Annotated in this window: 24 protein-coding genes and 1 other annotated feature; of the genes, 2 read left to right on the top strand and 22 right to left on the bottom strand. The window is 39.8% G+C overall.

The features are described from left to right. The first annotated feature begins 3 nt into the window (after positions 1–3). Positions 4–900 (top strand): YihY/virulence factor BrkB family protein, encoded by an 897-nt coding sequence (locus tag PLANO_RS12965; RefSeq protein WP_038704863.1) that lies wholly within the window; start codon positions 4–6, stop codon positions 898–900. A 58-nt stretch (positions 901–958) separates the two neighbouring features. Here PLANO_RS12965 and PLANO_RS12970 read toward each other — a convergent pair whose 3' ends face one another. The 18 genes from PLANO_RS12970 to PLANO_RS13055 all read right to left on the bottom strand — a co-directional run bounded on the left by PLANO_RS12970 (position 959) and on the right by PLANO_RS13055 (position 20052). Further along, on the bottom strand, positions 959–1912 hold the full coding sequence (locus tag PLANO_RS12970) for a dipeptidase (RefSeq protein ID WP_038704864.1): 954 nt from the start codon (positions 1910–1912) through the stop codon (positions 959–961). Then, positions 1913–2635: a gamma-glutamyl-gamma-aminobutyrate hydrolase family protein gene (locus tag PLANO_RS12975; protein ID WP_038704865.1), complete on the bottom strand. Its 723-nt coding sequence runs from the start codon at positions 2633–2635 to the stop codon at positions 1913–1915. Positions 2636–2775: 140 nt separating this feature from the next. Further along, positions 2776–4266, bottom strand: coding sequence for a D-alanyl-D-alanine carboxypeptidase/D-alanyl-D-alanine endopeptidase (dacB, locus tag PLANO_RS12980; protein WP_038704866.1), 1491 nt, complete (start codon positions 4264–4266; stop codon positions 2776–2778). A gap of 563 nt (positions 4267–4829) precedes the next feature. Continuing rightward, complete coding sequence (locus tag PLANO_RS12985; RefSeq protein ID WP_038704867.1) at positions 4830–5096, bottom strand: hypothetical protein; 267 nt, start codon at positions 5094–5096, stop codon at positions 4830–4832. 169 nt (positions 5097–5265) lie between these two features. After that, positions 5266–6189, bottom strand: coding sequence for a ribose ABC transporter substrate-binding protein RbsB (rbsB, locus tag PLANO_RS12990; RefSeq protein ID WP_038704868.1), 924 nt, complete (start codon positions 6187–6189; stop codon positions 5266–5268). A gap of 13 nt (positions 6190–6202) precedes the next feature. After that, on the bottom strand, positions 6203–7147 hold the full coding sequence (locus tag PLANO_RS12995; RefSeq protein ID WP_038704869.1) for an ABC transporter permease subunit: 945 nt from the start codon (positions 7145–7147) through the stop codon (positions 6203–6205). After that, positions 7131–8630: a sugar ABC transporter ATP-binding protein gene (locus PLANO_RS13000; protein WP_038704870.1), complete on the bottom strand. Its 1500-nt coding sequence runs from the start codon at positions 8628–8630 to the stop codon at positions 7131–7133. The genes PLANO_RS12995 and PLANO_RS13000 overlap by 17 nt, the downstream gene beginning before the upstream one ends. Before the next feature lie 17 nt (positions 8631–8647). After that, positions 8648–9034, bottom strand: coding sequence for a D-ribose pyranase (gene rbsD, locus PLANO_RS13005; protein ID WP_038704871.1), 387 nt, complete (start codon positions 9032–9034; stop codon positions 8648–8650). After that, entirely contained in the window at positions 9031–9912 is an 882-nt protein-coding gene (gene rbsK, locus PLANO_RS13010; RefSeq protein ID WP_038704872.1) for a ribokinase, read from the bottom strand. Before rbsK ends, rbsD begins: the two co-directional genes overlap by 4 nt. After that, the gene (locus PLANO_RS13015; protein WP_038704873.1) at positions 9909–10892 is read right to left on the bottom strand and encodes a LacI family DNA-binding transcriptional regulator; all 984 of its coding nucleotides are present in this window, start codon (positions 10890–10892) and stop codon (positions 9909–9911) included. Before PLANO_RS13015 ends, rbsK begins: the two co-directional genes overlap by 4 nt. A 153-nt stretch (positions 10893–11045) precedes the next feature. Beyond that, a complete protein-coding gene (locus tag PLANO_RS13020) occupies positions 11046–12290 on the bottom strand; it encodes a dicarboxylate/amino acid:cation symporter (protein WP_038704874.1) in 1245 nt (414 codons plus the stop codon). Between the two features lie 165 nt (positions 12291–12455). Continuing rightward, on the bottom strand, positions 12456–12821 hold the full coding sequence (locus PLANO_RS13025; RefSeq protein ID WP_038704875.1) for a rhodanese-like domain-containing protein: 366 nt from the start codon (positions 12819–12821) through the stop codon (positions 12456–12458). A gap of 69 nt (positions 12822–12890) precedes the next feature. Next, complete coding sequence (locus tag PLANO_RS13030; RefSeq protein ID WP_038704876.1) at positions 12891–14294, bottom strand: MBL fold metallo-hydrolase; 1404 nt, start codon at positions 14292–14294, stop codon at positions 12891–12893. A gap of 258 nt (positions 14295–14552) precedes the next feature. Beyond that, positions 14553–15446 carry an NAD(P)H-dependent flavin oxidoreductase gene (locus PLANO_RS13035; RefSeq protein ID WP_038705458.1) on the bottom strand — a complete coding sequence of 298 codons (894 nt, stop codon included), beginning with the start codon at positions 15444–15446 and terminating at the stop codon, positions 14553–14555. After that, the gene (locus PLANO_RS13040) at positions 15439–16620 is read right to left on the bottom strand and encodes an acetyl-CoA C-acetyltransferase (protein WP_038704877.1); all 1182 of its coding nucleotides are present in this window, start codon (positions 16618–16620) and stop codon (positions 15439–15441) included. Before PLANO_RS13040 ends, PLANO_RS13035 begins: the two co-directional genes overlap by 8 nt. 33 nt (positions 16621–16653) lie before the next feature. Beyond that, positions 16654–17868, bottom strand: coding sequence for an acyl-CoA dehydrogenase family protein (locus PLANO_RS13045; protein ID WP_038704878.1), 1215 nt, complete (start codon positions 17866–17868; stop codon positions 16654–16656). Between the two features lie 219 nt (positions 17869–18087). Continuing rightward, a complete protein-coding gene (locus PLANO_RS13050; RefSeq protein ID WP_038704879.1) occupies positions 18088–18807 on the bottom strand; it encodes a YebC/PmpR family DNA-binding transcriptional regulator in 720 nt (239 codons plus the stop codon). 147 nt (positions 18808–18954) lie between these two features. Next, positions 18955–20052: a nitric oxide synthase oxygenase gene (locus PLANO_RS13055; protein ID WP_038704880.1), complete on the bottom strand. Its 1098-nt coding sequence runs from the start codon at positions 20050–20052 to the stop codon at positions 18955–18957. Positions 20053–20189: 137 nt separating this feature from the next. Here PLANO_RS13055 and PLANO_RS13060 point away from each other — a divergent pair, with 137 nt between their 5' ends. Further along, the gene (locus PLANO_RS13060; protein ID WP_038704881.1) at positions 20190–20978 is read left to right on the top strand and encodes an HAD family hydrolase; all 789 of its coding nucleotides are present in this window, start codon (positions 20190–20192) and stop codon (positions 20976–20978) included. Positions 20979–21279: 301 nt separating this feature from the next. Here PLANO_RS13060 and serA read toward each other — a convergent pair whose 3' ends face one another. The 4 genes from serA to PLANO_RS13080 form a co-directional block, all read right to left on the bottom strand. Further along, complete coding sequence (gene serA / locus PLANO_RS13065) at positions 21280–22866, bottom strand: phosphoglycerate dehydrogenase (protein WP_038704882.1); 1587 nt, start codon at positions 22864–22866, stop codon at positions 21280–21282. After that, a complete protein-coding gene (locus PLANO_RS13070) occupies positions 22863–24026 on the bottom strand; it encodes a pyridoxal-phosphate-dependent aminotransferase family protein (RefSeq protein ID WP_038704883.1) in 1164 nt (387 codons plus the stop codon). Before PLANO_RS13070 ends, serA begins: the two co-directional genes overlap by 4 nt. Before the next feature lie 96 nt (positions 24027–24122). After that, positions 24123–24347, bottom strand: a binding site (T-box leader). 228 nt (positions 24348–24575) lie between these two features. Beyond that, positions 24576–25154 carry a TerD family protein gene (locus PLANO_RS13075; RefSeq protein ID WP_038704884.1) on the bottom strand — a complete coding sequence of 193 codons (579 nt, stop codon included), beginning with the start codon at positions 25152–25154 and terminating at the stop codon, positions 24576–24578. Positions 25155–25172: 18 nt separating this feature from the next. Further along, a complete protein-coding gene (locus PLANO_RS13080) occupies positions 25173–26255 on the bottom strand; it encodes a toxic anion resistance protein (protein ID WP_038704885.1) in 1083 nt (360 codons plus the stop codon). Between the last annotated feature and the right edge of the window lie 4 nt (positions 26256–26259).

The following is a 26259-nucleotide window of genomic DNA, read 5'->3' on the forward strand; positions in this document are numbered from 1 at the left end:
CAGATGATTAAAGCAATGGGATTTGTCAAAGAACTTGGCAATGAATTTAAAAAAGATAACGCAACGACCCTTGCTGCAGCACAAGCTTATTATTATTTATTAGCTATTGTGCCATTATTAATTTTGCTGCTAGCAATTTTGCCTTATCTTCAAATCGATCCAGACCGTGCTATTGAATTTATCGGCACCGTTTTACCAGGAGAAGTGGCTAATACATTTCAAGACACTATTGTTAGTGTCGTCACAACGCCATCAGGCGGCTTGTTGACATTTGGTATTCTCGGTACGCTGTGGTCTGCATCTAATGCATTAACAGCATTTATCAATGCTACCAACCAAGCTTATGGAATTGAAGAAACACGTTCTTTCATCAAACTTAAAGCAACAGCAATTGGTTTAACACTCGGCATGCTTGTTGCAGTCATTATTGCACTTGTACTACCAATCTTCGGGGGCACAATTATCGAAATCATCAAGTCGACATTAAGTCTCCCTGAGCAAACTGAGATTATTTTCCAAGTTCTCCGTTGGGCTATTTCTGTCGCAGTTATGAGTTTGGTTTTAGCTTTGATGTATAAATTTGCACCTAACAAAAACTTCCCATTTAAAGAAGTAATCGTTGGAGCAGTAATCGCAACCGTTTTATGGCAAGTTGTTTCATTTGGTTTCTCGATTTACGTCTCTAACTTCGGTAGTTATTCTGCTACTTATGGAAGTTTAGGGGGACTCATTGTATTAATGTTGTGGTTCTTCTTAACTGGCTTGATTTTGGTCATTGGCGCAGAAATAAATGCAATTTTGGACAGACGCAGAACGGCGAAAAAAACCGCGTCGCCTGATATGCTTGCAAATAGTGATGTTATACAGAAAGATGCAAAATCATCTATGAATAAGTATTAAGCAAAAGCCCGTTCATCAAATTGATGAACGGGCTTTTGAATTTGCAACTAATTTGCGTTTATATTCCAGGTCGGTGTTCCAAAAAATTGCGGTAAGCAAAGCCTTCTACTTCAGCTTCTGAATAATGCTTTTGTAATTCATTGATCAGATTTGGAAATTCTGCTGCATGATTGAGGTCTGTAATATATGCAGAAATCCCATCAAAATCTGATCCGATGCCAATGTTTTTGATGCCTCCAAGTGAACAAAAATGATCCACATGACGGATTAAATCTGATATGGTTGCTTGTTCACTGTCTTTATTAATAAATTGTGGACAAAACACGACATCAATCATGCCATTTTTGTCGAACATCGCTTTTATTTGCTCATCATTGAGGTTTCGTGGATGGTCGCAAAGCGCACGTGCGTTGGAATGACTAGCAATTGGGTATTTTGCTAACTCCATGACATCCCAAAATCCATTTAACGACAAATGAGAAACGTCTGTGAAGACATGGTGTTCATTATTAAGTCTAACTACTTTTTTTCCGAGAACGGTTAATCCCGCACCTCTTGGATCTCCAACACCATCTGCGCAAAGGTTCGCGTTATTCCATGTCAAACCAATAGATAGCACCCCTAAGCGATAAAGCTGACGCAACTTCACTAAGTCGTTGCCAAACGCATCTGCACCTTCTAGCGTCAACACGGCGCCAACCTCATCAGCCTTTAATGAATCAATGTCTTTCCAACTTTTAATATGCTTCATCAATGGATTCTTCCCAAGTATTTCACTATAGAACAAGTCTATTTGCTCAAGAGCATGTTGCCATTTTTCATCAGAAGGAAAATCTGGATGAATAAAAACAGCAAAAAATTGTACTTTTACGCCCCCAGCTTGCAATCGTTCAAAATTAGTATCCAGTTCTTTTGCGTGTTGAAAATCTAATAATTCTCCATTGAATAATGCATTGCGCTTTGCCATCTGTAGTTTCAACAATGCATCGCAATGTGTATCGAAAATCTTCATCTATTCATCTCCCTCTTCTTTACATGCCTCTACGAAACCTGAAAAAATTTGAAGCGATGCTGAATCTCCTGCTCTTGCCATATTTTCAGGATGCCATTGCACTCCCAATATAAAATGGTGTTGAGTACTCTCAATGGCTTCAACCATTCCATCGCTTGCTTTACCACTCACCACAAAAGGAGCCGGAACTAGCCGATTGGCTTGATGGTGACGGCTATTCACTTTAATACGCATTTTCCCAGTTAATCGGTTTAGCAGCGACCCTTCTGTTATATCTATAAAATGAGAGCCGTGGAATTTTGGTGCTTTTTGTTGATGTTGCAATAAGTCGTCTTTTACTTGCATCGTAATATCTTGGTACATATCGCCACCTACAGCGATATTCAAAATCTGTGCTCCTCGACAAACTCCTAAAATAGGTTTGTTCATAGCCATTACTTTTTTAGCTAAAGCTAATTCAAATGCATCACGTGATGGAATAATGACTCCGAGATTTGGATGTGGCTCTTCGTCAAATAAAGTTGGATCGATATCATAGCCCCCTGCTAAAAATAACCCATCAATATGTTCAGCAATTTCATCTAAATCTGCTTCTTCAACTAGATGTGGAAGCATGACCGGCAAACCTCCAGCAGCGAATATAGCTTCTGTATCCGCAAGTTCAATCCCGTAGTAGTCGCGCCCTAATTCAAGCGACGCCGTAACACCAATAATCGGTTTCATCTATGTATACCTCCAATAATAAAAAACTGAATATAATAAACATACAGACTTTTGAGGTAGAATACTAGCAAATACAAGTATTTGCTCAAATATGAACTTCTAAAAAAAACGGAAAGCATAGGAGCTCTCCGTTTTCTTTGCTATTCTTCACTATATTCTGCGATTGCTAGTGCAATGGCATCCTCGATTGCTGTAACAGAGGCTAAATCATTATTGATTATAATGGAAAAAATTAATGATTCTTCGTCTTTAGTTGTTGCGTACCCTGACAAAGCAGATACGGCAGTCAAACTACCTGTTTTTGCTTTAACATTTTGTTGCGCCGCTGTTTCTTTCATGCGATTACGTAGAGTACCTCCAACTAACCGTTCCGCATTTCCAGCAACAGGGAGCGCATTGACATAGCTATTAAACCATTCTTTTGAGCGAATTCCGAACAATAATTGCGAGATTTCGTTTGTTGGAATTAGGTTAACGTGAGACATACCTGAGCCGTCGCGAAGTAAAATGGTGTCGGTATTAACGCCAAATGTTCCGGCTACATTTTCCATCACGTCCAGTCCTGCTTCCCAACTTCCTTCACCTTCTACAATACGACCCATTTCTTTAACTAGCACTTCGCCATGCCCGTTATTACTGAGCTTCATAAAGGGAATTGATAATTCTGAGAGCGTCATTGATTGCTGCTCTAACAATAACGTACTGTTTGCAGGAGTTTCTCCCATTTTCATCGAATACTTCCCAGCCCACTCAATCCCTTCTGCTAATAAAGCATTTTCGAACAAGTCGAGTGCATAACCTGAAGGTTCATCAACAGCAATCCATTCTCTTTTCCGCGTGCCATCTATCGGCATATTGCCTTCTATAACAATCTGATTAGTTCCATGCTCACGGCTAATCGAAACCGTCTTTTCCTGATCGGCTGTAACTGTTTTTGCTTTATTAACAATCGATACATAATCGGTCTCAGGTGTTAATGATACTTTCGGTTCTTCACCAACCGTACCTCCTGGATTAACTTCGATGATTAGAGACCCTGCATCATAATCGCTATTTGGTGATGCAGTTAATGCAGATACTTGAGCTCCATAATAATACACTTCGTCTTGCCACGTAATATCTTCGGACAAACGTACCTTATCATACCAAGTATCATCCCCAATCAAATCTCCTTTAATCTTTTGGATTCCTTGTTTTTTGAGTTCGTGTGCAAGTTTTTCGAAATCCTCTTGTAGTAAGGTTGGATCTCCTTTTCCTTTCAAATAAAGATTACCTTGAAGCATTTTACCTTTTATAACACCGTCCGTATGTATTTCTGTCGTAAAGCGATAGTCTTCTCCTAGCATTTCAAAAGCAGCGGCAGCAGTAAACAACTTCATGTTCGAAGCAGGAATTAATCGAGTGTCTCCGAAATGATCGTAAATTTGTTCACCTGTATCTGCTTTTCTAATACTAACTCCTGCTAGCGCACCATCTAGTCGTTCATCATGCAAAATTTCATTGATTTCACTTACTAACGCAGCATATTCCTCGTCTGCATCTACTTTATTTTCGTGGCCTGTGAGATAAATTATTAGTACTGTCGCTACAAGTAAAGCCATAAAGCCTTTCACCATGTTTTTCTCCGTCATAATCACATCTCCTGTCCCATAATATGTTAAATAATGTATCACAGTATCCGCAAGAATTATCAGTTAATTCTATAAATAGATCTTTACACATAGTCATCCATTCCCATATCAGGTATATTATCTATTTAGAGCTAGCTTGATTTATCCTTTGATTCTACTAATAAGACAATCCACCTATTCTTTTCCATAGAAAAAGCAGTAGAAACATAAAAATTCTACTGCTTAGACTGTTTTCAAAACCTGTTTGATCAGTCTAAAGCTATAAAACCGCGCTGGTCGCTTTGGGGATGACTCCCGTAAGAAGCCAGCAAAACCACCTGTCTTCTTACTTCGTCTACCCCGTGGACGCGCTATCGCTAGTGTCTATGATAAATAGGCGTGCTTAAAATGATCAAAACTTTTATTTTTAGAATTAAAAGGGGACTCGTTGCCCGCGCCTCTGAGTCGTACAATAATCTTCGAAAATTACGCTAATTCAGGAATTTTTCAACAACTTAAAAAGCAGTAGAAACGAAAGTTTCTACTGCTTTGCTTAATTACTTTTTCAATTGTACTTTATGTCTCTATCCCATTTGCTGCTTTGTTGTATAAATTAATTCTTCTCCAACAAAGATACGACACTCTACTCCACAAAAGCAGGAACCAATCGACACTTTAATTTCTTCGTATTCATTATCTTTGTTTTTTACTTTTCCAAACAACCGGGAAGTCAAATTCAAACCTACTTGTTCGTCTTGTAAAACGCCGTCCACATATAACTTTTTATTGGTCCATGTATTAACAATACGAATTGTGTGATCACCATACTTTATCACCCAGACATCCTTCATCATACAGGCCCCCTACTCCAAGTTTTGACCATAGTATAACAGATAACTGTTAACCAAGTGCTCATTCGAAATATAAAGAATATCTTTTCAATTTTATCTTCCTTCTAAAAAAACCATAGATTCACTCAAGCAATTCGAGTGAATCTACGGTTTAGGTTGTTTAAAGCTATTATTTAATCAATTCCAACTCAACTGGAATTGATGCTTCAACTTCTTCGCCAGCTAATGATTGAACAGCTGCTTCTACAGCCATTTCACCGATCATTCCAGGCTTTTGTGCAACTGTACCGTCAAGACGGCCATCTTCTACAGCTTTCACTGCATCGTCTGTTGCATCAAATCCTACTACAGCAATATCTTTTCCTGAAGCTTCAATCGCTTCAAGAGCTCCTAAAGCCATTTCATCGTTGTGAGCAAATACTCCCGTAATGTCAGGGTTTGCTTGAAGAAGGTTTTCCATAACCGATAATCCTTCTGCACGGTTGAAGTTTGCTGTTTGTTTTGCAACCACATCCAAAGTTCCATCAGCTACATTATTAAAGCCTTCACCACGTTCACGTGCAGCTGAAGATCCTGGAACGCCTTCAAGTTCTGCCACTTTAGCGCCTTCACCTACGATTGAAATCATATGCTCTGCCGCCATTTCGCCACCTGCAACATTATCTGATGCGATGTGAGAAACGACTTCGCCACCTGCCGCACTACGGTCAACCGTAATAACAGGAATGTTTGCTGCGTTTGCAGATTCTACTGCAGCCGCAACTGCTTCAGAATCTACTGGGTTGATCATAATTAAATCTACGCCTTGCTGGATTAAGTCTTCTACATCACTTGCTTGTTTTGAAGCGTTGTCTTGTGCATCTACTACTGTCAAAGTAGCTCCTAATTCTTGTGCTTTAGTTTCAGCACCTTCATTCAATGTAACGAAGAATGGGTTGTTTAAAGTTGAGATAGAAAAACCGATTGTGTAATCCCCGCTAGCTTTTTCGTCTTCACCTTTTTCTTCTTCAGAACTTGATCCTGGAGCATCCATTGAACAAGCTGCCAAAATCATCATAACCATTAACATGAACACCAATTGCATTTTTTTCATTTCCCTACACCCCTTATGCTGTTTTTTTACGGTCCAGAAGAACCGCTAATAATATGACTGCACCCTTCACCACTTGTTGGAAGAAGGAGGTAACCCCAATTAAATTTAATCCATTATTCAGTACCCCGATAATTAAAGCACCAATTAATGTACCAACAATCCAACCGCGTCCGCCGGTTAGGCTTGTACCACCAAGTACGACAGCAGCGATTGCATCAAGTTCAAACATCTCGCCTGCAGTTGGTTGTGCTGAATTTAAACGCGATGTCAAAATCAATGAAGCCACTGCTGCTAACAACCCAAGCAACGAGTAAACATAAATTTTAATACGGTCCGCGTTAATTCCTGATAAAATCGACGCTTCTTCATTGCCCCCTACTGCATAAACACGACGGCCAAAAGTTGTCTTTTTCAAAATGAAATACAAAATCGCAAAACTAATAATCATTGTGACAACTGGAATCGGAACTCCAAGGAAATAACCTTTACCGAGCATTTGGAAAGTTAAGCTATCACCCAATCCCGAAATTGGTCGACCATCTGTATAAACAAGCGTTAGTCCACGATAAATGGTCATTGTTGCTAATGTTGCAATAAACGGCGCCACTTTTCCTTTCGCGATAATGATTCCGTTAATCGCTCCGAGAACAGCTCCGAGTAATAATCCAAGTAGCATAGCAAAAATTGGATCTACACCACTAGCCATTAACCCTGCCGTCACAGCACCTGTTAACGCTAAAGTTGAACCTACTGATAAATCGATGCCGCCTGTCAAAATAACAAAAGTCATTCCGAAAGCAATCAATGCGTTAATGGACACTTGCCGAAGTACGTTCATTAAGTTAGAAACAGATAAAAAATCTGGATTTAAAATCGTAATAATCGACATTATAAGAAATAAGCCGATAAATGGTGCTATTTTTTGAAGTACGGATTGATTACTAGTCTTTATCTGCAAGTTTTCCACCTCCTGTAGCAAAATGCATAATTCGTTCTTGTGTCATCTCATGTTTTGGTATATCTGCAGTTATTTTCCCTTCGTGCATAACTAATACGCGATCCGCCATACCCAGAACTTCTGGCAATTCCGAAGAAATCATTAAGATGGCGACTCCTCTTTCGGCTAATTCATTAATAATCGAATAAATTTCTTTTTTTGCTCCCACATCGACGCCACGTGTTGGCTCATCCAAAATAAGCAATTCCGGTTTAATACCGAGCCATTTTGCAATAACTACTTTCTGCTGATTCCCACCACTTAACGATTTTGCAGCTTGATCAGGTCCCGATGTTCGAATTCCAAGACGTTGAACCATCGACTCATAAAGCTTTCGCTCTTTATCTTTAGAAATTAGACCATTTTTTGAAATGGCTGCATAATTCGTCATGCTGACGTTTTCTTCTACTGAAAAGTCGACAACGAGTCCTTCTGACTTGCGATCTTCTGTTACATAACCGATGCCCATTTCTTTCGCTTTTTTCGGTGTATCGATTTTGACTTTCTTGCCATCAAATTCAATGGTGCCTCCATCGAGCTTTTTGTAACCAAAAAGTGATTGTGCGACTTCTGTGCGTCCTGCTCCCATTAAACCGGCAATCGACAACACTTCTCCTTTTCGAAGCTCGAATGAAACGTTCTCAAAACAACCTTTTCGATTCAAATCTTTAACAGAAAGTTTAATATCGCCTATTGCAGAATTGCGTTCAGGATAGCGCTCACCAAGTTCACGACCAACCATCATTTGAACCACTTCATCAAAAGAAGTTTCACTAATCTTCCGTTCCCCTACAAACTCACCATCACGTAAAATCGTAATTCGGTCACATAACGAGAAAATCTCTTCCATCCTGTGAGAGATATAAATAAACGAAACACCACGCTTTTGAAGTTCACGAATGGTTTTAAATAAGCTATCAATTTCGCGATCTGTTAGTGCCGCAGTGGGTTCATCCATGATAATGACTTCTGCCTCCACAGATAATGCTTTCGCAATTTCGACAATCTGTTGTTTTCCGACTGACAAGGAACTAGCAGGATCTGTTGGATTGATATCTAGTCCAAGATCTAATAGAATTTGACGGGTCTTTTTTTCCATTTGTTTGTTTTTCAAAATACCTGTGCGACCAAATGTTTCTTCCCGACCAAGAAATAAATTGTCCGAAATGGAAAGATGCGGCAAGATATTCAATTCCTGATGGATGACGGCGATGCCTGCTTTTTCCGCTTGTTTTGGAGAAGTGAAATGAACTTTTTCTCCTTTTACTTCGATGGTTCCTGAATCCCGTGTATAAATTCCGGACATGACTTTCATCAACGTTGACTTGCCTGCACCATTTTCACCCATTAGGGCATGAATTTCGCCTTTTTCCAAAGTGAAGTGGACATTATTCAAGACTTTATTGCCACTGAACGATTTGGAGATATCCGTCATTTTTATCATTCTACTCACCTGCCTTTTTAAAAAATAACGCCAGAACGAAGAACAATGTTAGCGTATGGTGTTGCTTCGCCTGTGCGGATGATTAATTTCGCTTGTTTGCTCCAGTCTTTTAGTTCTTCATGGGTAATATACTCAGCTGTTATTTTGTTCATAACTTCTTGTTCTATATGGGGGTTATGATTTGTTATTTCCTGGGCAATAAACGCCGCCTCTGCTTCAAAGTCCGCTAACACTGCATCTAGTATTGTTAAAAAAGCAGGATCTCCTACTTGATAAGATAAATCAACGCAAGAGACACCTTGTGGAATTGGCAAACCACAATCTGCAATGACAAGTAAATCCGTATGACCAAATTGTGCTAAGGCTGCTGCAATGTCACGATTGATCATGCCATGTTTCTTCATATACGCTCACCTGCCATTCGTTCTAAAACAGCCGTACGCTTTGGCATACCACCTTGCGCGCCAAACTTTTCAACGGATAGTGAAGCTGCCGCATTCGCAAAACGCACAGCCGATTCAAAATCTTGCCCTTCTACTAATGCTGTGGCTAGTGCTCCGTTAAATGTATCTCCAGCTCCAGTTGTATCAACCGCTTTGGTTGGAAAACCTTCAACTAACACATGCTTTTCTCCGTCATGAAATTGTGCACCTTTTTGACCAAGCGTTACGACAAGTCGATTGGGATACTCTACTAAAGCTTGTTCCCAATTCTTACCGAAGATTTCTTCTGCTTCTGTCTCATTAGGTGTTAAATATGTGCAAAAAGGCAGCATCTCCGGCGTGAATCCACTTGCAGGTGCCGGATTTAAAATGCTGGGCACCCCATGTTGATGACAAATTTCCAAAGTTCGTTGAACGACCGGTATCGGCATTTCCAATTGCAGCACGACTAGTTTACTTGCTGCTAGTTGATCAGCTAATGCGTCTATTTCTTCAGTTGTCACGCTATGATTTGCTCCCGGGACTACAATAATGCGATTATCGCCTTCTGATAAAAGAATGTTAGCAATTCCACTTGTGCCATCTGTTCGTTTGACTTGTTCAATTAAAACACCTTCATCTTTCAAACCTGCTAAAAGCTCGGTTCCAAAAGCATCTTGTCCAACTGCTCCAATCATTTGAACTGCGCTACCTAATCTTGCAGCTGCAACAGCTTGGTTCGCTCCTTTACCGCCTGATACTGTCGTATACAGGTTTCCTAAAGTGGTTTCACCTTGTTTTGGGAAGTTATCCGTCTTAACAACTAAATCCATGTTGATACTGCCTACTACTGTAATCATTCCACTACGCTCCTTGTTGTTCCACGAACAATTAATTTCACGGGAACTTCATAAAAATTCTGTTCAATCGGTTTATTTTCAATGCGCTTGATCAAAACACGTGTCGCAATGGCACCCATTTTATAAACATCCTGTGCAATAGTGGTCAATCCGGGTGATAACATCTCCCCCATAGCCACGCCGTCAAATCCAATAATCTGTAATTCGTTTGGTACATGAGTTCCAACTAAACTAGCTGCTTTTAATGCACCAGCTGCCGACACATCACTACTAGCAAAAATTCCATCGATTTCCGGATTTTCTTTTAATACTTGCTCTACAATTTTTTGAGATTCGGCAAAATGAAATGGACACGTTACAACCTGATATTTGACGTTTGACTGTTGAATCGCGTCCATAAATCCTTCGTACCGATCGTTTGCTGGATTCAACTCTGCTGGACCTCTCAGAAAAAGAATGTTTTGACATCCTCTTTCTAGCAATGCATTGGTTCCCATGATGGCCCCTTCTTTATTATTAGAAGAAACGGTTGGTATTTTTTCATTAATCGCTCGGTCAAGTGCCACAATTGGCACGTTGGCATTGGCGTAATGTGGCGCATCTAATTGGTTAGATGTAACGATAAAACCAGCAATGTATTTTTTCTTTAAGGTTTCGATATAATTTTTTTCTTTTTCTGGATTTTCATCTGAGTTACATAACACCACTGTGTATCCGTAGGTTAAAGCAACATCTTCAACTGCTCGCGCAAGTTCTGGGAAAAATGGATTGGTGATGTCTGGTAAAATTAATCCAATTAAATTGGATTTTTTCGTGTTCAACGAACGTGCAATCGGATTTAACTCGTATTTTAGTTCTTCTACCGCAGTTGTTACTGCTTTAGCAGCTTCTGCACTAACGTATCCGCTGTTATTTAAGAATCTAGAAACTGTAGCTACTGAAACTCCTGCTTTTTTTGCTACATCTTTAATAGTAGTCATACAAAACGACTCCATTTCTTTGTCGGTGTGTAACCGGTTACACACACTATATAATGCACATGAATTGTTGTCAATGTGAAGATTTTCCATTTAATAGAAGTTTTCGTTGTTAAAAAGAAAAAGTCCTCGCAAACACTGCGAGGACTTTGAAAATTATGCGTTCATGTTTTTTATACGTACTTCTCTATTTTTTTCAGTCTCTGCTACAAATACGGCGCATGCAGCATCCCCTGATATATTGATCGCTGTTCGAGTCATATCTAACAAACGATCAATTCCAATTACAAGACCAATTCCAGCTGGCGGAAGACCAACACTGCTCAATACCATAGCAAGCATAATCAGTCCAACACCTGGAACGCCTGCTGTGCCAATACTTGCTAGAACAGCTGTCAGAACAACCGTTATAAGGTCCATTGTTGATAGTTCAATGCCGTATGCTTGAGCGATAAACATGGTTGCAACACCTTGCATAATTGCTGTTCCATCCATGTTAATAGTGGCTCCAAGTGGTTGAACAAAAGAACTAACCGACTTTGGTACACCTAATTTTTCTTGCGCCACTTCCATCGAAATTGGCAAAGTGGCTGTACTACTCGAAGTACTAAAGCCGACACTCATAGCGGGTGCAAAGTTTTTGAAAAACCATACGGGACTTTTTTTCGCTAAAAACTTGATTGTTCCACCATACGTGATTACCGCATGAATCAAAAGAGCTGCCACAATGACAAGCATGTATGAGCCCATGGCTTTCATTGCCGATAACCCTTGTGATCCTACAGCCGTAGCAATTAAACCAAACGTACCGTATGGAGCAAACTTCATAACAACGCCTACTAAATACATCATGACATCATTAGCTTGTTCAAATAAATGCACAAGCCCTTTTGTTTTTTCACCCAACGCCGTTAATGCCAATCCAATAAAGACAGCAAAGAAAATAATTTGGAGCATATTGCCCGCACTTAATGCTTCAATCGGATTTTTCGGAATCATATTTAACAATGTATCGCCTACAGAGGGTGCAGTTTCTGCTTCAAATTCTGCGTTTGATAAATCAAAATCACCTGCAAGGCCAGGTTGAATAACAGCTGCTAATGATAGACCAATTACTATAGCAATAGTAGTTGTTAGCAAAAAATAACTGACAGTTTTGATACCAATTCGTCCTAATTTTGCAGGATCACCAAGACCCGCAGTTCCAAGAATTATTGAAAATAACACAAGTGGCACAACAAGCATATTTATCAAACTTAAAAATATTTGGCCAAGTGGCACAAATAAATATGTATTTAATTCAGCAAACCACTCTGGTACTAGTAGGTTTATCAATAATCCAACAATTGCTCCAAGAACAAGTCCAGATAATACTTTTACAGTTAATCCAGGTTTTTCCATTCATTTCCCTCTTCCATTTCTAGACGTAAAACTATTCTATAGGAAAGTAGACCTTTTTTACAACTTTTAAATCGTTGTCAGAATTAATGAAATTCTAGAGCTTAGATATTATTTTAACATACAAAAAACCTGTGTAAATGAAGGTACATTTACACAGGTTTCATCTTAACAACATGCCGTTTGCATCTTGTTTTTTCCTATTAAACTATAGCTCGCAACTTGGAATCCTTTTTGATGTAATAGTCGTGTTGCTATATTTTTTTCAACTTGATTTTCTGCAATCAAATGAATCGGTTTTTTTGGTATTTCTTTGTAACCCCTAGTGAAATATGAGATAGGCAGATTGAAAGCATCGGAAACGAGTTCTTTATAAGAGACATTATAAGCTCGAACATCGAGAAGCGCATATGAGTTACTGTCAATCTCATTAAGTTTTGCCTGCTTTACGCTAGCGATCGGGATATATCTCTTATAGGCGCTGTAGACTGCCATAAAAACTGGCAGCCCAATCAGCATAACGCTTGCAATCATATTATTTCTCCTTTTATACCATAAGCAAAACTTATTGTATTTCTTAAATTAGTTAATTTAAAGTCTCGATTAAACCGACAATACTTCTTTCCATTTCGCATAACCACCAGAAAGGTTGACCAAATCGTCAAATCCGTTTGCTTTTAGAAGACTAGTTGCAATCGCTGAACGCGCTCCAGACTGACATTGAACAATGATTGTTTTATCTGTTGGCACTTCATTTAATCGTTTTTTTAGTGTACCGATCATAATATGATTGGCTTGGTCGATGTGACCTTCATCATATTCAGATTGATTTCGAACATCAAGCACATTGGCTTTGCCATCTTTAATCATTTTCTTCGCTTCTTCAGGAGACACACTCTTATACGAATCTAATTCTCCTGCTTCTTCAATTAGCTTCGCAGCATCTCCGTAGCCAATTTCCCCGTCAATGCCGACAGAACGTAACACTTCTACTACTTTGTCTAAAGATTCTGGATCGAGTAGCAAGTATAGTGGTTTTTTGTAATCGACAATCCATCCAGCCCAGTTAGCAAATGATTTATTGAATGGAATGTTAATTGTGCCAGGGATATACCCATTAGCAAATGAAGCAGAAGCACGTGTATCAATAACTTGCTCTCCATCTGCAATTAGTTTCTTCAACTCATCTGCAGATTGGATCACTTGTGGTTTTGGTAAATCTTTCACTAGTTTTACACCTGTTTTATTCACTGATTTCATCACAGCGAAGTAAGACGGCGGCTCTGGTTGACCATCTAATAATTCTTTTTGGAATGCTTCAAGTTCATCGTATTGCAGTGCCCAGTTAAACATTTTCTCATATCCTACAGTCGTAGATGGTACTGCACCAAGTGATTTACCACATGCACTTCCCGCTCCATGAGCTGGCCATACTTGAAGATAATCTGGTAGCTTTTTAAAGCGTTCAAGTGACTCGAACATATCTTTAGCACCTGCTTTAGAAGTTCCTTCGACACCTGCTGCTTTTTCAAGTAAATCTGGTCGACCCACATCACCTACAAATACAAAGTCTCCCGTAAAAATACCCATCGGTTTATCTGCCGAACCACCGCGGTCAGTCAATAGAAACGATATACTTTCTGGGGTATGACCTGGCGTATGCAATACTTCAAATATCAAGTTCCCGATTTTAAACTGATCGCCATCTTTTACTAATTGATGATTTAACTGATCGATATTTTGATATTTCCAATCTGCATCACCTTCATCAGATAGATATAGTTTTGCGCCAAAACGATTTTCAAGTTCACGTGAACCTGATACAAAGTCAGCGTGAATATGTGTTTCAAGAGCTCCAACAATATTCAAGTTTTCTTTTGCTGCAAGTTCTTCGTAAGCCTTAATATTGCGCATCGGATCTACAACAATTGCCTCTCCCGTTGCTTGGCATCCTACTACATATGAAGCGTGAGCTAAATTTTCATCATAGAAATATCTTAATAACATATCATCAATTCCCTTCAATAATTTAATTACCCTCAATATACCACCCGGGGTATATTAAGTAAAATGTTCTGCTTATGACTAAACTTTATTAACATAGTTGAAATAAGAAACGAATTCCTTCTTCTTGTTTAGACAAAAAAGAGAGAGGCTAAACGTCATGGCTCAACGTTTAGTCTCTCTGAGCAATTATACTAACTTCTTTACTTGAACAAATTTGTGATTAGCATGCTCGTGAAATCCATTACAGTAATTTAGGATCTATACAAGCCTAGCTATTCCTTCATTATATTCAAGTAGTAGTTGGGCAACCACTTCTTTTGTAGTCTGTCGTTTAGTAATGGCTGTAACACCTTGACCCGCCGTCCAAATATCTCGCCAAGCTTTTGCATCAACTAAATGAGACAAATCTACACTTTCCCGCGGCTTTAAGGTTTTCGGATCGATCCCTGACTTCACTAAACTCGGGATCAAGATATTTGCATGTACACCACTAAACGAATCGGTATAGAGAATGTCTTCTACCGATGAATCGATGACCATTTGTTTATATTCATCTGGTGTACTGCTTTCTTCCGTCGCCAAAAAGCGGGTACCCATATAAGCGTAATCTGCCCCCATTAACTTAGCTGCAGCGACATCAGCTCCTGTGGACAATGAACCTGCCAAAATGATGGTCCCGCTATAAAACTCTTTAACCGCTGCAATAAAAGCAAACGGATTAATCGTTCCTCCGTGGCCACCTGCTCCAGCACAAACAAGAACCAGCCCATCTACTCCAGCCGACGCCGCTTTTTTAGCATGCTTAACATTTGCTACGTCCGAATAAACCAAGCCTCCGTACGCGTGAACAACTTTAATCATCTCTACTGGAGAACCAAGTGACGTAATCACAATCGGCGGCTCATGTTGACGGATCAACTCAAAATCTTCATCATAGCGCTTATTAGAGCCGCGGTGAGAAATAAAATTTACTGCCCATGGCTTTTCACCAAGCGCTTCTTTTATGTCTTTTAACCAAGAAGCGCAAGTTTCTACCGGTCGCGCATTAAGTAGAGGAAAGCTTCCAATTACACCTGCATTTGACGCTTCAATCACCATTTCAGGAGTCGACACTAAAAACATTGGAGCCACAATAACCGGTAGCTTAAGCACTTTCAATCACCACCGCAATTCCTTGACCTCCACCTATACATAAACTCGCCACACCGTATTTACCTCCGCGACGTTTTAATTCATACGCAAGAGATAATAAAATACGCGCACCACTTGCGCCGACTGGATGACCTAGTGCAATTGCGCCGCCATTGACGTTTACTTTCTCTCGGTCTAATCCAAGTTCTTTTTCTACTGCCAAATATTGTGCAGCGAATGCTTCGTTCACTTCAAATAAATCAATATCGTCAACAGTCAATTCAGCACGTTCTAACGCTTGTTTAATAGCTGGCACTGGTCCAATGCCCATAATCGTCGGATCTACTCCTACTACTCCCCAAGAGACAATACGCGCCATCGGCTTTAAGCTATGCCTGTTTACAGCAGCTTCGCTTGCTACGACGAGTGAAGCTGCACCGTCATTGATACCTGAAGCGTTTCCAGCCGTCACCGTACCTTCTTTTTTGAATGAAGGACGGAGTTTTGCTAAAGCTTCTTCATTTGCGTCTGGTTTAATATGTTCATCTTTATCTACTATTAAAACACCTTTACGCGTTTTCACATCGACAGCTACAATCTCTTCTGCAAATCTTCCAGATTCGACTGCTTTTGCTGCTCTCTGATTTGATTGTACAGAAAAAGCATCTTGTTCTTCACGCGAGATACCGTATTGTTCTGCCAGTTTTTCGGCAGTCATTCCCATGCCGCTCCCTGTATATTGATCCGTCAAAGTGGCAGTTAGCATATCTTCAAATTGTAAATTACCCATTTTCGATTTACTAAAGCGTTGGTTAAAACTAGCGTATGGAGACATCGACATATTCTCTGCCCCTCCTGCCAACACCAATTCCGCTTCGCCCAATAAAATATGTTGTGCAGCTGTCACAACCGCTTGAGCACCTGATCCGCATAACCGGTTTAACGTAAGCGCTGGAACTTCTTTAGGTACGCCTGCTTTTAACCCTATATGGCGTGCAACGTAAGCACCGTTTAAACTAGATTGAATAACATTCCCGTAAAAAACATGATTGATATCTTCTGCTTTTACATTTGAGCGTTTTAACGCCTCAATTGCTGTCGCCGCTCCAAGTTCAGTCGCATCCGTATTGACGAATGCTCCTCCAAATCCTCCAAAAGCGGTTCTTGCTCCATCTATTAAGTAAACGTTATTCATAGCGTCATTTCTCCTTTACTATATTTATTTATCTCAACTTCCCTTTAACTGCTCACGCAATTCTAACCGTCCAACATCACGTAAATGAACTTGATCCGGACCATCAACTATACGTAATGCGCGAGCATTGGCGTATTGTGCAGCTAATGGAAAATCTTCCGTTAATCCTGCTCCACCAAATACCTGAATGGCACGGTCAATGACATTTTGTGCAACCCGTGGAACTGCAACTTTAATCATGGCTATTTCTTTGCGAGCTGTTTTTGCACCTTCTACATCTATTTTATGAGCTGCATGTAGCGTTAACAGACGTGCTTGTTCGATTTCAATTCGACTTTCAGCAATAATTTCTTTTATCACATCTTTTTCTGCCAAACTAGATCCAAATGCTTCTCTGCTATCTGCTCTTTTACACAATAACTCGAGGGCTCTTTCTGCAGCTCCGATTGCTCGCATACAATGATGAATTCGCCCTGGCCCTAAACGTCCTTGAGCAATTTCAAATCCGCGTCCTTCTCCAAGCAAGATGTTGGTTGCTGGCACACGCACATTATTATAATGAACTTCTGCATGCCCTTGGGGTGCATCATCATAGCCAAATACAGTTAACGGCCGAATAATTTCTACACCAGGTGTATCAAAAGGCACCAAAATCATTGACTGCTGTTGGTGCTTCGCAGCCTGAGGATCTGTTTTCCCCATGACAATCGCAATTTTACAACGCGGGTCCATGGCTCCAGTTGTCCACCATTTTCTCGCATTGATGACATATTCGTCGCCATCACGGACGATGCTACTTTGAATATTGGTTGCATCCGAAGAAGCAACAGCAGGTTCTGTCATCGAAAAGCAAGATCGAATTTCTCCATTTAATAAAGGCTCAAGCCACTGTTTCTTTTGTTCTTCTGTCCCGTACTTAACGAATACTTCCATGTTCCCAGTGTCCGGTGCATTACAGTTAAATAACTCTGGTGCAATTAAGGATCGTCCCATAATCTCACATAGATGTGAGTAATCATAATTAGATAAACCAGCCCCGTATTCCGGATGATCTAAAAATAAGTTCCATAAGCCTTGCTCTTTTGCTTTTTCTTTTAACTCTTCAATAATGGGTGGAATCGTCCAACGGTCTTCTGCTTCTTTAAGGTATTTTTCTATAACTGCTTCATTTGGATATACATAGTCATCCATGAACAATAGTAGTTTCTCTCGTAAGGCTTCAGCTTTTGGCGATAATTCCTTAAGCATTTATTTTCCCCCAATATTTTATGTATTTTCAAATGCTATTTAATACGTTATTTTAAATTAAAACGCTTACATAATCAGTTTTAATAATCAGAATACTCCTTCTACTGATTCAAAGTTAGTATAGTTGTTCTACTTTTGAATTACAAGTTAAGGCCGCTAAAATTAGGAGTCTTTTCCATAAAAAAAGACACCCTGAATAACTCAGAGCATCTTTCACTATTATCCTTCTAAATCTACGTTGTGATAAACCTGTTGTACATCTTCTAGATCTTCAAGAGCATCAATCATTTTTTCGAATTGTTCCTGTGCATCTTCAGGCAATGGTAATTCGTTTTGAGCAAGCATCGTCAATTCGGCGACTGTGAATTCTGTAATGCCGGCAGTTTTAAACGCTTCTTGCACCAAATGGTATTGATCTGGCTCTGCGTAGACAATCACTCCGTCTTCTTCTTCCATAATGTCGCGAACGTCAATATCCGCTTCCATCATTAGTTCAAGAACTTCGTCAGCCGTTTTGCCTTCAATACCAAACACAGCTGTGTGGTCGAACATATAAGCAACCGATCCACTAACACCCATATTGCCTCCGTTTTTACCAAATGCTGCACGGACATCTGAAGCAGTACGGTTAACGTTATTCGTTAACGTATCTACGATAACCATCGAGCCATTTGGTCCAAATCCTTCATAACGCAATTCGTCGAAGCTTTCTTCCGATCCACCTTTAGCTTTGTCCACAGCTCGGTCAATGATTGCTCTCGGAATGCTGTAAGTTTTTGCTCGCTCTAATACGACTTTCAAAGCTTGGTTAGATTCTGGATCGGGTTCACCTTGTTTGGCAGCTACATATATTTCACGGCCGAATTTTGCGTAAATCCGACTTGTATTCGCATCTTTAGATGCTTTCTTTTCTTTAATATTATTCCATTTGCGTCCCATTAAATTTCCTTCTCTCTTCAAAGTTTCACATTAAATGATAATCACTATCTATTATTATAGTACAAATCATTCAAATGTAACGCATTTCGCTGTTAAAAACCGCAGTTTTTATCCATTTAAAGGGTGCATTAGAATAACTTTTAGTATTTAATTAGGAGTCGACTGATGAAAATAATTGGGTTTAACTAGTTTATTTTTATAAGGCTTGTGAAAAATATGCGTTGTAGCCGGAGACATCGGCGGAATGAGCCAAGCCCAATTCCCGGTAAGGTCACGTCCTTCACTTTCTTCTTTTTTCTCGAAACTTTTAAATTGTTTTGCTGCAGTATGATGATCTACGATTGTCACACCTGCTTCATGGTACGACTCTAAAACGGCAATATTCAATTCGACTAATGCTTTATCTTTCCATAAAGAACGGTTTGACTTTGTATTCAATCCCATGAGTTCTGCTACTGCTGGCAAAACATTATACCGGTCTTCATCTGCAAGGTTTCTTGCACCAATTTCAGTGCCCATATACCAACCGTTAAAAGGTGCCATTTTGTATTCAATACCGCCAATTTCTAATAACATATCTGAAATTAGAGGAACCCCGTACCATTTCAATCCCAGCCGTGAGAACCCTGAGATTTCCGGATGATCTATTTCTACTTCCTTAATCGATGTTCGTGGAATTTCCTTTAGATACAGTTCACCATTTGGCATTTCAAGGATCCATGGCAAAATATCAAAAGCAGATCCCGCTCCTTGCCAACCAAGTTCTAGACACCGCTTCGTAAATTCGATAGAACTCGAATCACCGATAATGCCATCCTCCGTTTCATACCCTGCATAACGGATGAGTTGATGATTCCATAAACGCATTGCTTTGTTCTCTTCCTGTTCTTGACGAAAAACGGTAATCGTAGGACGGATTTTACCGTCATTTGTAGCAAAATCGATATGTCGAACCAACGCATCGAAAACTTCATCTGCTGCTGTTTGATGTCGTTCGTCAAAGACCGTTAGTGAATTCCAAAACAACCGACCGATGCAGCGATTATTATTGCGCCACGCCATGCGAGCGCCATGTTCTAACTCTTCAAAACTATGCATATAAGTTCCCGTATTTTTGATTGCTATTTTTATTGCGAGTAACCTATTCGCTTTCTCGGCCTCACTCTTTCCAAGTTCCTCATAACAAATTTCTATAAAGTTAGTCGCCTCTTCTAATAAAAGCATTGTCGAATTGCCAATGGTCATTGTTTTCACTCCTTATCCATATCATACACTTGAGTCCGCTTATTTTCTGTGACAGTTCTCTGAACCCCTATATTTCCACCTACTTTTCAAGTACACTAAATGAAAAGTAAAGACATTATCAGGAGGAGCTCACACCAATGGTAAAAGCGATTTTTTTCGATTTAGATGATACTTTATTATGGGACAAGAAAAGTGTGGAAAAAGCATTTCAAGAAACATGCCGTTTAGCCGAAGAATTAACAGGTAAATCTTGCGATAATTTAGAAGAAGCCGTAAGAGCTGCCGCAACTGAGCTGTATTCTGGATATGATACATATGACTTTACAAAAATGATCGGCATCAATCCTTTTGAAGGATTATGGGGAACCTTTGATGATGAAGGAGCAGATTTTCAAAAGATGAAAACCATCGTTCCAACTTATCGACAAGACGCTTGGACGCTTGGTTTACAGAAAATCGGGATTGAAGATAGTGCTAAAATCGGCAGTCAACTCGCTGACTATTTTCCTGAAGCACGCAAACGAAACCCTGTCCTATATGAAGAAAGTTTAAAAGTACTCGCAGATTTGAAAGAACGATATCAATTGCTTTTACTAACGAATGGTTCACCTAGTTTGCAACAACTCAAACTTGAAATCACACCTGAAATCGCTCCTTTTTTCGACCACATTATCGTATCCGGTGCATTTGGAAAAGGTAAACCAGACCCTGACATTTTCGATCATGCTTTATCTAAATTCGACGTTACTGCCGACGAAGTATTGATGGTTGGAGATAATTTAATGACCGATATTATTGGTGCTGGAAAAGTAGGTATCCGCTCTGTTTGGATCAACCGTGAACAAAAGGCTCCGCACGATACCATCATTCCAACATATGAAATTCAACATTTAGAGGAATTGCTTCAACTGTTAGAACAACTTTAATCGAAAAGAGTCTCTTCTATAGTCTCTTAATAAAATTGGTAGAGAAAGTTTTTGATTTTTCTCTACCAATTTTTGCTTTCTATACAGTTGGAGATTAGGCTGATTGGAATGGAGGAGGCGGCGACTCCAGCGGAAACAGTGCGAGCCGGAGCTACTGGACTGAGCAGAGCGAGGGAAGCAGAGGCCGTACCCGCGGAAAGCGTCCGCCGCAATGGAAATTAGCCGATCTTTCCTGAGATGTCAAAAGGGCTGTCACCAAAAGTCATCTTTAATGACCTTTTGGGACAGCCCTTTCAATTTTTTATAAGTTAATAGCTGTAACGCCTTGAATTTCATCTAATTTTGACAATTGCTCAAGACTGCCTGCTTCTGCTGGTTTATCGATTGATAACATCATGATGGCACTTCCCCCAATAATAGAGCGCCCTACTTGCATCGTAGCAATATTGACATTCTCTTGACCAAGTAGCGTTCCTACTCGTCCAATCACACCTGGACGGTCATTATGGCTAACATATAATAGATGCCCTTCTGGTACAACATCTACTAAATAGTCATCTACTTTGACGATACGTGCGCCTTGTCCATTCAATAAAGTACCAGCAACTTTTCGAATACCGTTAGCCGTTTTTACTTCTACTGTGATGAGCGTCATAAATCCTTTTGATTCAGTCGTCTTTTGTTCAGTAACGACTATGCCTTTTTGGTTTGCCAGATATAATGCATTTACATTATTGACTTGCTTACCAAGATGACGTTTCAGCATCCCTTTTAACATATTGCGTGTTAACGGTCTTACGTCCATATTAGCGAGTTCTCCTGCATAGCGAACGGTAACTTCTTCTGCCGTTGTACCCGTTAAATCTGTTAAGAAAGCACCTAGACGTTCTGATAAATCGAAATAAGGTTCGATTTTCTTCATGATTTCTTTTGGTACAGATGGAAGATTCACTGAGTTGCGTACAGTACCAGTGGTGAAATAGCTGACCACATCTACGCTCACATCAACTGCTACGCTTTCTTGCGCTTCAAAAGTGCTTGCGCCTAAATGAGGCGTTGCAATAATCTCTGGTAAATCTAGTAAACGAAAATCAACCATCGGCTCTTGTTCAAAAACATCAAGCGCTGCTCCAGCAACTTTTCCAGATTTCACAGCATCGTATAACGCATTTTCATCAATAATTCCGCCACGTGCGCAATTGACTATTTGAACGCCATCTTTCATAATTTCAAATGCTTCTTTATTGATTAAATGCTTTGTTTCTTTTAATAACGGCGTGTGGACCGTTATAAAATCTGCTGCTCTTAAGACATCTTCTACCGAGCCAAAATCGACTCCTAGTTTTTCTGCTTTTTCAGCTGTTAAGAAAGGATCATAAGCAATAACGTTCATTCGTTGACCCTTTGCACGTGCCGCTACTTCTTGACCAATTCGTCCAAATCCAACAACGCCAAGTGTTTTGTTTTTCAATTCGACGCCGACATATGATTTCCGGTCCCATTGTTGATTGCGCAATGCATGGAAAGCTTGAGGAATTTTACGTGCCATTGACATAATCATGGCCATCGTATGCTCTGCGGCTGAATTGGTGTTACCGTCCGGCGCATTTACAACAATAATACCGTGTTCTGTTGCCGCTTCTAAATCGATATTATCGACACCTACACCTGCACGACCGATGATCTTCAAGTTCGACGCTTTTTCAATCAATTCACGCGTTACTTGCGTTTGGCTTCGTACCAGTAATGCGTCAAAACCATGAATACGATCTTCTAATTGTTCTGGAGTTAAATTGGTTTCCATGACGATGTTAACACCGTTTGCCTGACGTAAAGGATAGATTCCTTCTTCGCTTAATGGGTCACTAATTAGTATATGAAATGTCATTTCGTTTTCGCTCCTTTTGTTAAAAAGACTCGCTGTGCAGCGGCAATTCCTTTACCAAGTTCGATATTTTTACCGACTTTCATTAAGCCAATTTCCATTGCTGCAAGGGTCTGCAACATATCTGCCGGAGAGCAATAGCCCATATGGCCGATACGGAAAATCTTCTTCGCTAAATGTTGCTGTCCCCCGGCCACTTCTAAAGCAAATTCCTGTTTCATCACTTTACGGAACTCTTCCGCATCAAAATCATTTGGTTTTACAGCAGTAACTGTTGGTGATGCATCTATGTCAGAAGTTAGTAATGGAATTTCTAATGCGGTAAACGCTGCACGCGTCATATCTTTCATCAGACGGTGTCTCGCGTAAACATTCTCCAATCCTTCTTCTTCAAGCAATTTTAGAACTTGCTGCAAGCCAAACAAAATCGATAATGCAGGAGTAAAAGGAGTCGTATCTTTTACAATATTATCGCGGTGCTTTTTAAGGTCCAAATAAAATCTTGGTTGAGGATTGGCTTCTATTTTCTTCCATGCGCGTTCGCTTGCTGCGATAAATGACAGTCCTGCAGGTAACATAAAGGCTTTTTGTGAACCCGTCACAACTACGTCAATTCCCCATTTGTCCATTTCAGTTTCTGTTCCTGCTACACATGACACCCCGTCGACAATAACAAGAGCATCTGATACTTCTTTTACAGCTGCAGCCAATTCTTTAATTGGGTTTAGAACTCCTGTTGATGTTTCACAAAAAGTTGAAAACACCACTTTGATTTCTGGATGTTCTAAAAGGAAGTTCTTCACCGCCTCAGGGTCTACAGCTAATCCCCACTCTACTTCGAAAACATGAGTTTCAATCTCATATGCTTTACAAATTTTCGCAAATCGATCGCCAAATGCGCCTGTTACAAGAACTAGAACTTCTTCGCCAGGAGCAACAGTATTCACTACAGCTGTTTCTAAGCCTGCAGTTCCACTGCCTGTCAAAATAATGACTTCTTGTTCTGTACCAAAAACACGTTTCAGTCTTGGTCGGATGTCACTAATCATGTCAGATGTACTTTGTCCACGGTGGCCAATCATCGGTTGTGCCATAGCACGTTGCACACTTGGCGGGATTGGTGTTGGTCCTGGAATTCGTAAAATTTGTTGGTCTGTCAGCATATTGATTCTATTCCCCTTTCGATTTCTCCGCTTTTACGGAGCCGTGAGTGTATGGATTAAAGTAAAAAAAGACCCTTCTCCCCCCTACATAAAGATGTAAGGGGCGAAGAGTCTCTTGTTCGCGGTACCACCCTAATTCACTGTCAAAACAGACAGTCTCATTGGTTCACATGCGTAACGGGCACGAATCGGATGGACTTACTAATTGGTTCAATCCATCTATTCAGGAGTGCTACTAAATGCCGAAACCACTGATTCTCACCGACCATCAGTTCTCTTGAGATTTCCTTGCACAAAGTGTATCTCCATCAACATAGTTAATCTGTATATTTGAATTGTCTCCATCATATACAGCGAAAAAACCATTGTCAATATATAAAAAATATTAAGATTATTTTGCAAGCGTTTCCATTCTTCACAAACCTAGAAGTCTCTAAGCACAAAAAAATCAAAAGTTTTTTTACAATTCGGTGAATCTTTTTTCCAGTAGATATCATAGCTCAATAAAAAACCACTCATCATTTTTCGATGAGTGGTTTCGTTGATTGATCAACCTAAGCCAAAATCATTAACTAATGCTGCAAGACCGCCTTGGTAGCCGCTGCCAATTGCATTAAATTTCCATTCGTTACCGTGACGGTATAATTCTCCAACCACTAATGCCGTTTCAATAGAGAAATCTTCTCCAAGATCATAACGAATTAGTTCTTCGTTTGAGTTTTCGTTTAGAATACGGATAAACGCATTCGAAACTTGTCCAAAGTTTTGTCCTCGGCTATCTGCTTCGTGGATTGTAACTGTGAATACCACTTTATGAATATCAGCAGGAACGTGAGGTAAATCAACGATTACTTGCTCATCATCGCCTTCACCTTCACCCGTTAAATTATCTCCTGTGTGCACAACTGAGCCGTTTCCGCCTTCAAGATTGTTATAGAATACAAAGTCTTCTGGTCCACGCGATTTACCGTTTTCGCCTACTAGGAAAATAGATGCGTCTAGATCGAAATCTCCGCCACCACTGTATTTGTTCGTATCCCAACCTAAACCAACGACTACTTTTGTAAGACCTGGGTTTGTTTTCGTTAAATCAATTTTTTGACCTTTTGAAAGATTAATTGCTGACATTGTTATTTTCCTCCTCGATTAGTTAGCTTTACGTTGAGTATCTTCGTATTTCTTCTGTAATTCTTCGATGCGGAGACGTCCTTCTTCACGCATTTTGCGATTTTCTTGTTCAATCTCGCGTGTGTCGTTCATCCCTTGCATAATAGTCTCCCATGTCTGTTCGATCGTTTCAATCTTGATGCTCGGTTGACCCGACATTCTCGCAATATCGACACTTTGACGTGAGATATCATTAGCGTTATTCAATAACATTTCATTTGTACGACGATCCAGTTCACTCATCGACTCAGCTACTAAGTTTTGACGCTTAGCTGCGATCGCGTTGATTAAACCTGTTTTGAAAATTGGAATGGTCGTAACAAAAGCTGAGTTGATCTTCCCGATAAGTTTTGTGTTCCCACGCTGAAGCATACGAATTTGAGGTGCTGACTGATACGACACTTGTTTGGCCATTTCCAAGTCATACACACGTTGCTCTAAAAGCTCAATTGCGTTTTGAAGAGAGTTAAGCTCCATTAACGCCATTTGATCTCCAGATTCCGCTTTTGCACGAACAGCTGGTTCTTGAGCTTTTAGTTCTTCTACTTTAATATCGCCTGCTGCAATGTATTTTTCTAACTCCATAAAGTAATTAAAGTTTTGGTTGTACAGTTCTTCTAAAGTCGTTGTCGATTTTTTCATTTCGCCTTCGTACTTTGTAATTTCAACATATACTTTATCAATTTCAGTTCCCATTGTTTGATACTTATTAAATAATTGTTCGATTACTTTATTGCCTTTATTGAAGATTTTGTTGAGGAATCCTTTCTTTTCAACAAAATCCTTTTTGTCGAATTTGTCCATGATTTTACCTAATTGCTTTAGTAATTCACTAGACTCTTCCATGCTATTTGCTTGAACTGAATTTAATACTTTTCCAGTAAAAGCGGAAATTTCATTAGCTGGCTCTCGGCCAAACTCTAGCAATGCTATTTGGTTTTTCGGATCGATTTTTGCAGCTAATTGAAGAACTTCAGGGTCTTTTTTCAGTTGAACTTTTAATTGGTTTTCATCTTTCATCACCAATTCTTGTTGTTCGATTTGATCTGGCATGTTAGTCATCCGC

The sequence above is a fragment of the Planococcus sp. PAMC 21323 genome (assembly GCF_000785555.1).
Taxonomy (GTDB): domain Bacteria; phylum Bacillota; class Bacilli; order Bacillales_A; family Planococcaceae; genus Planococcus.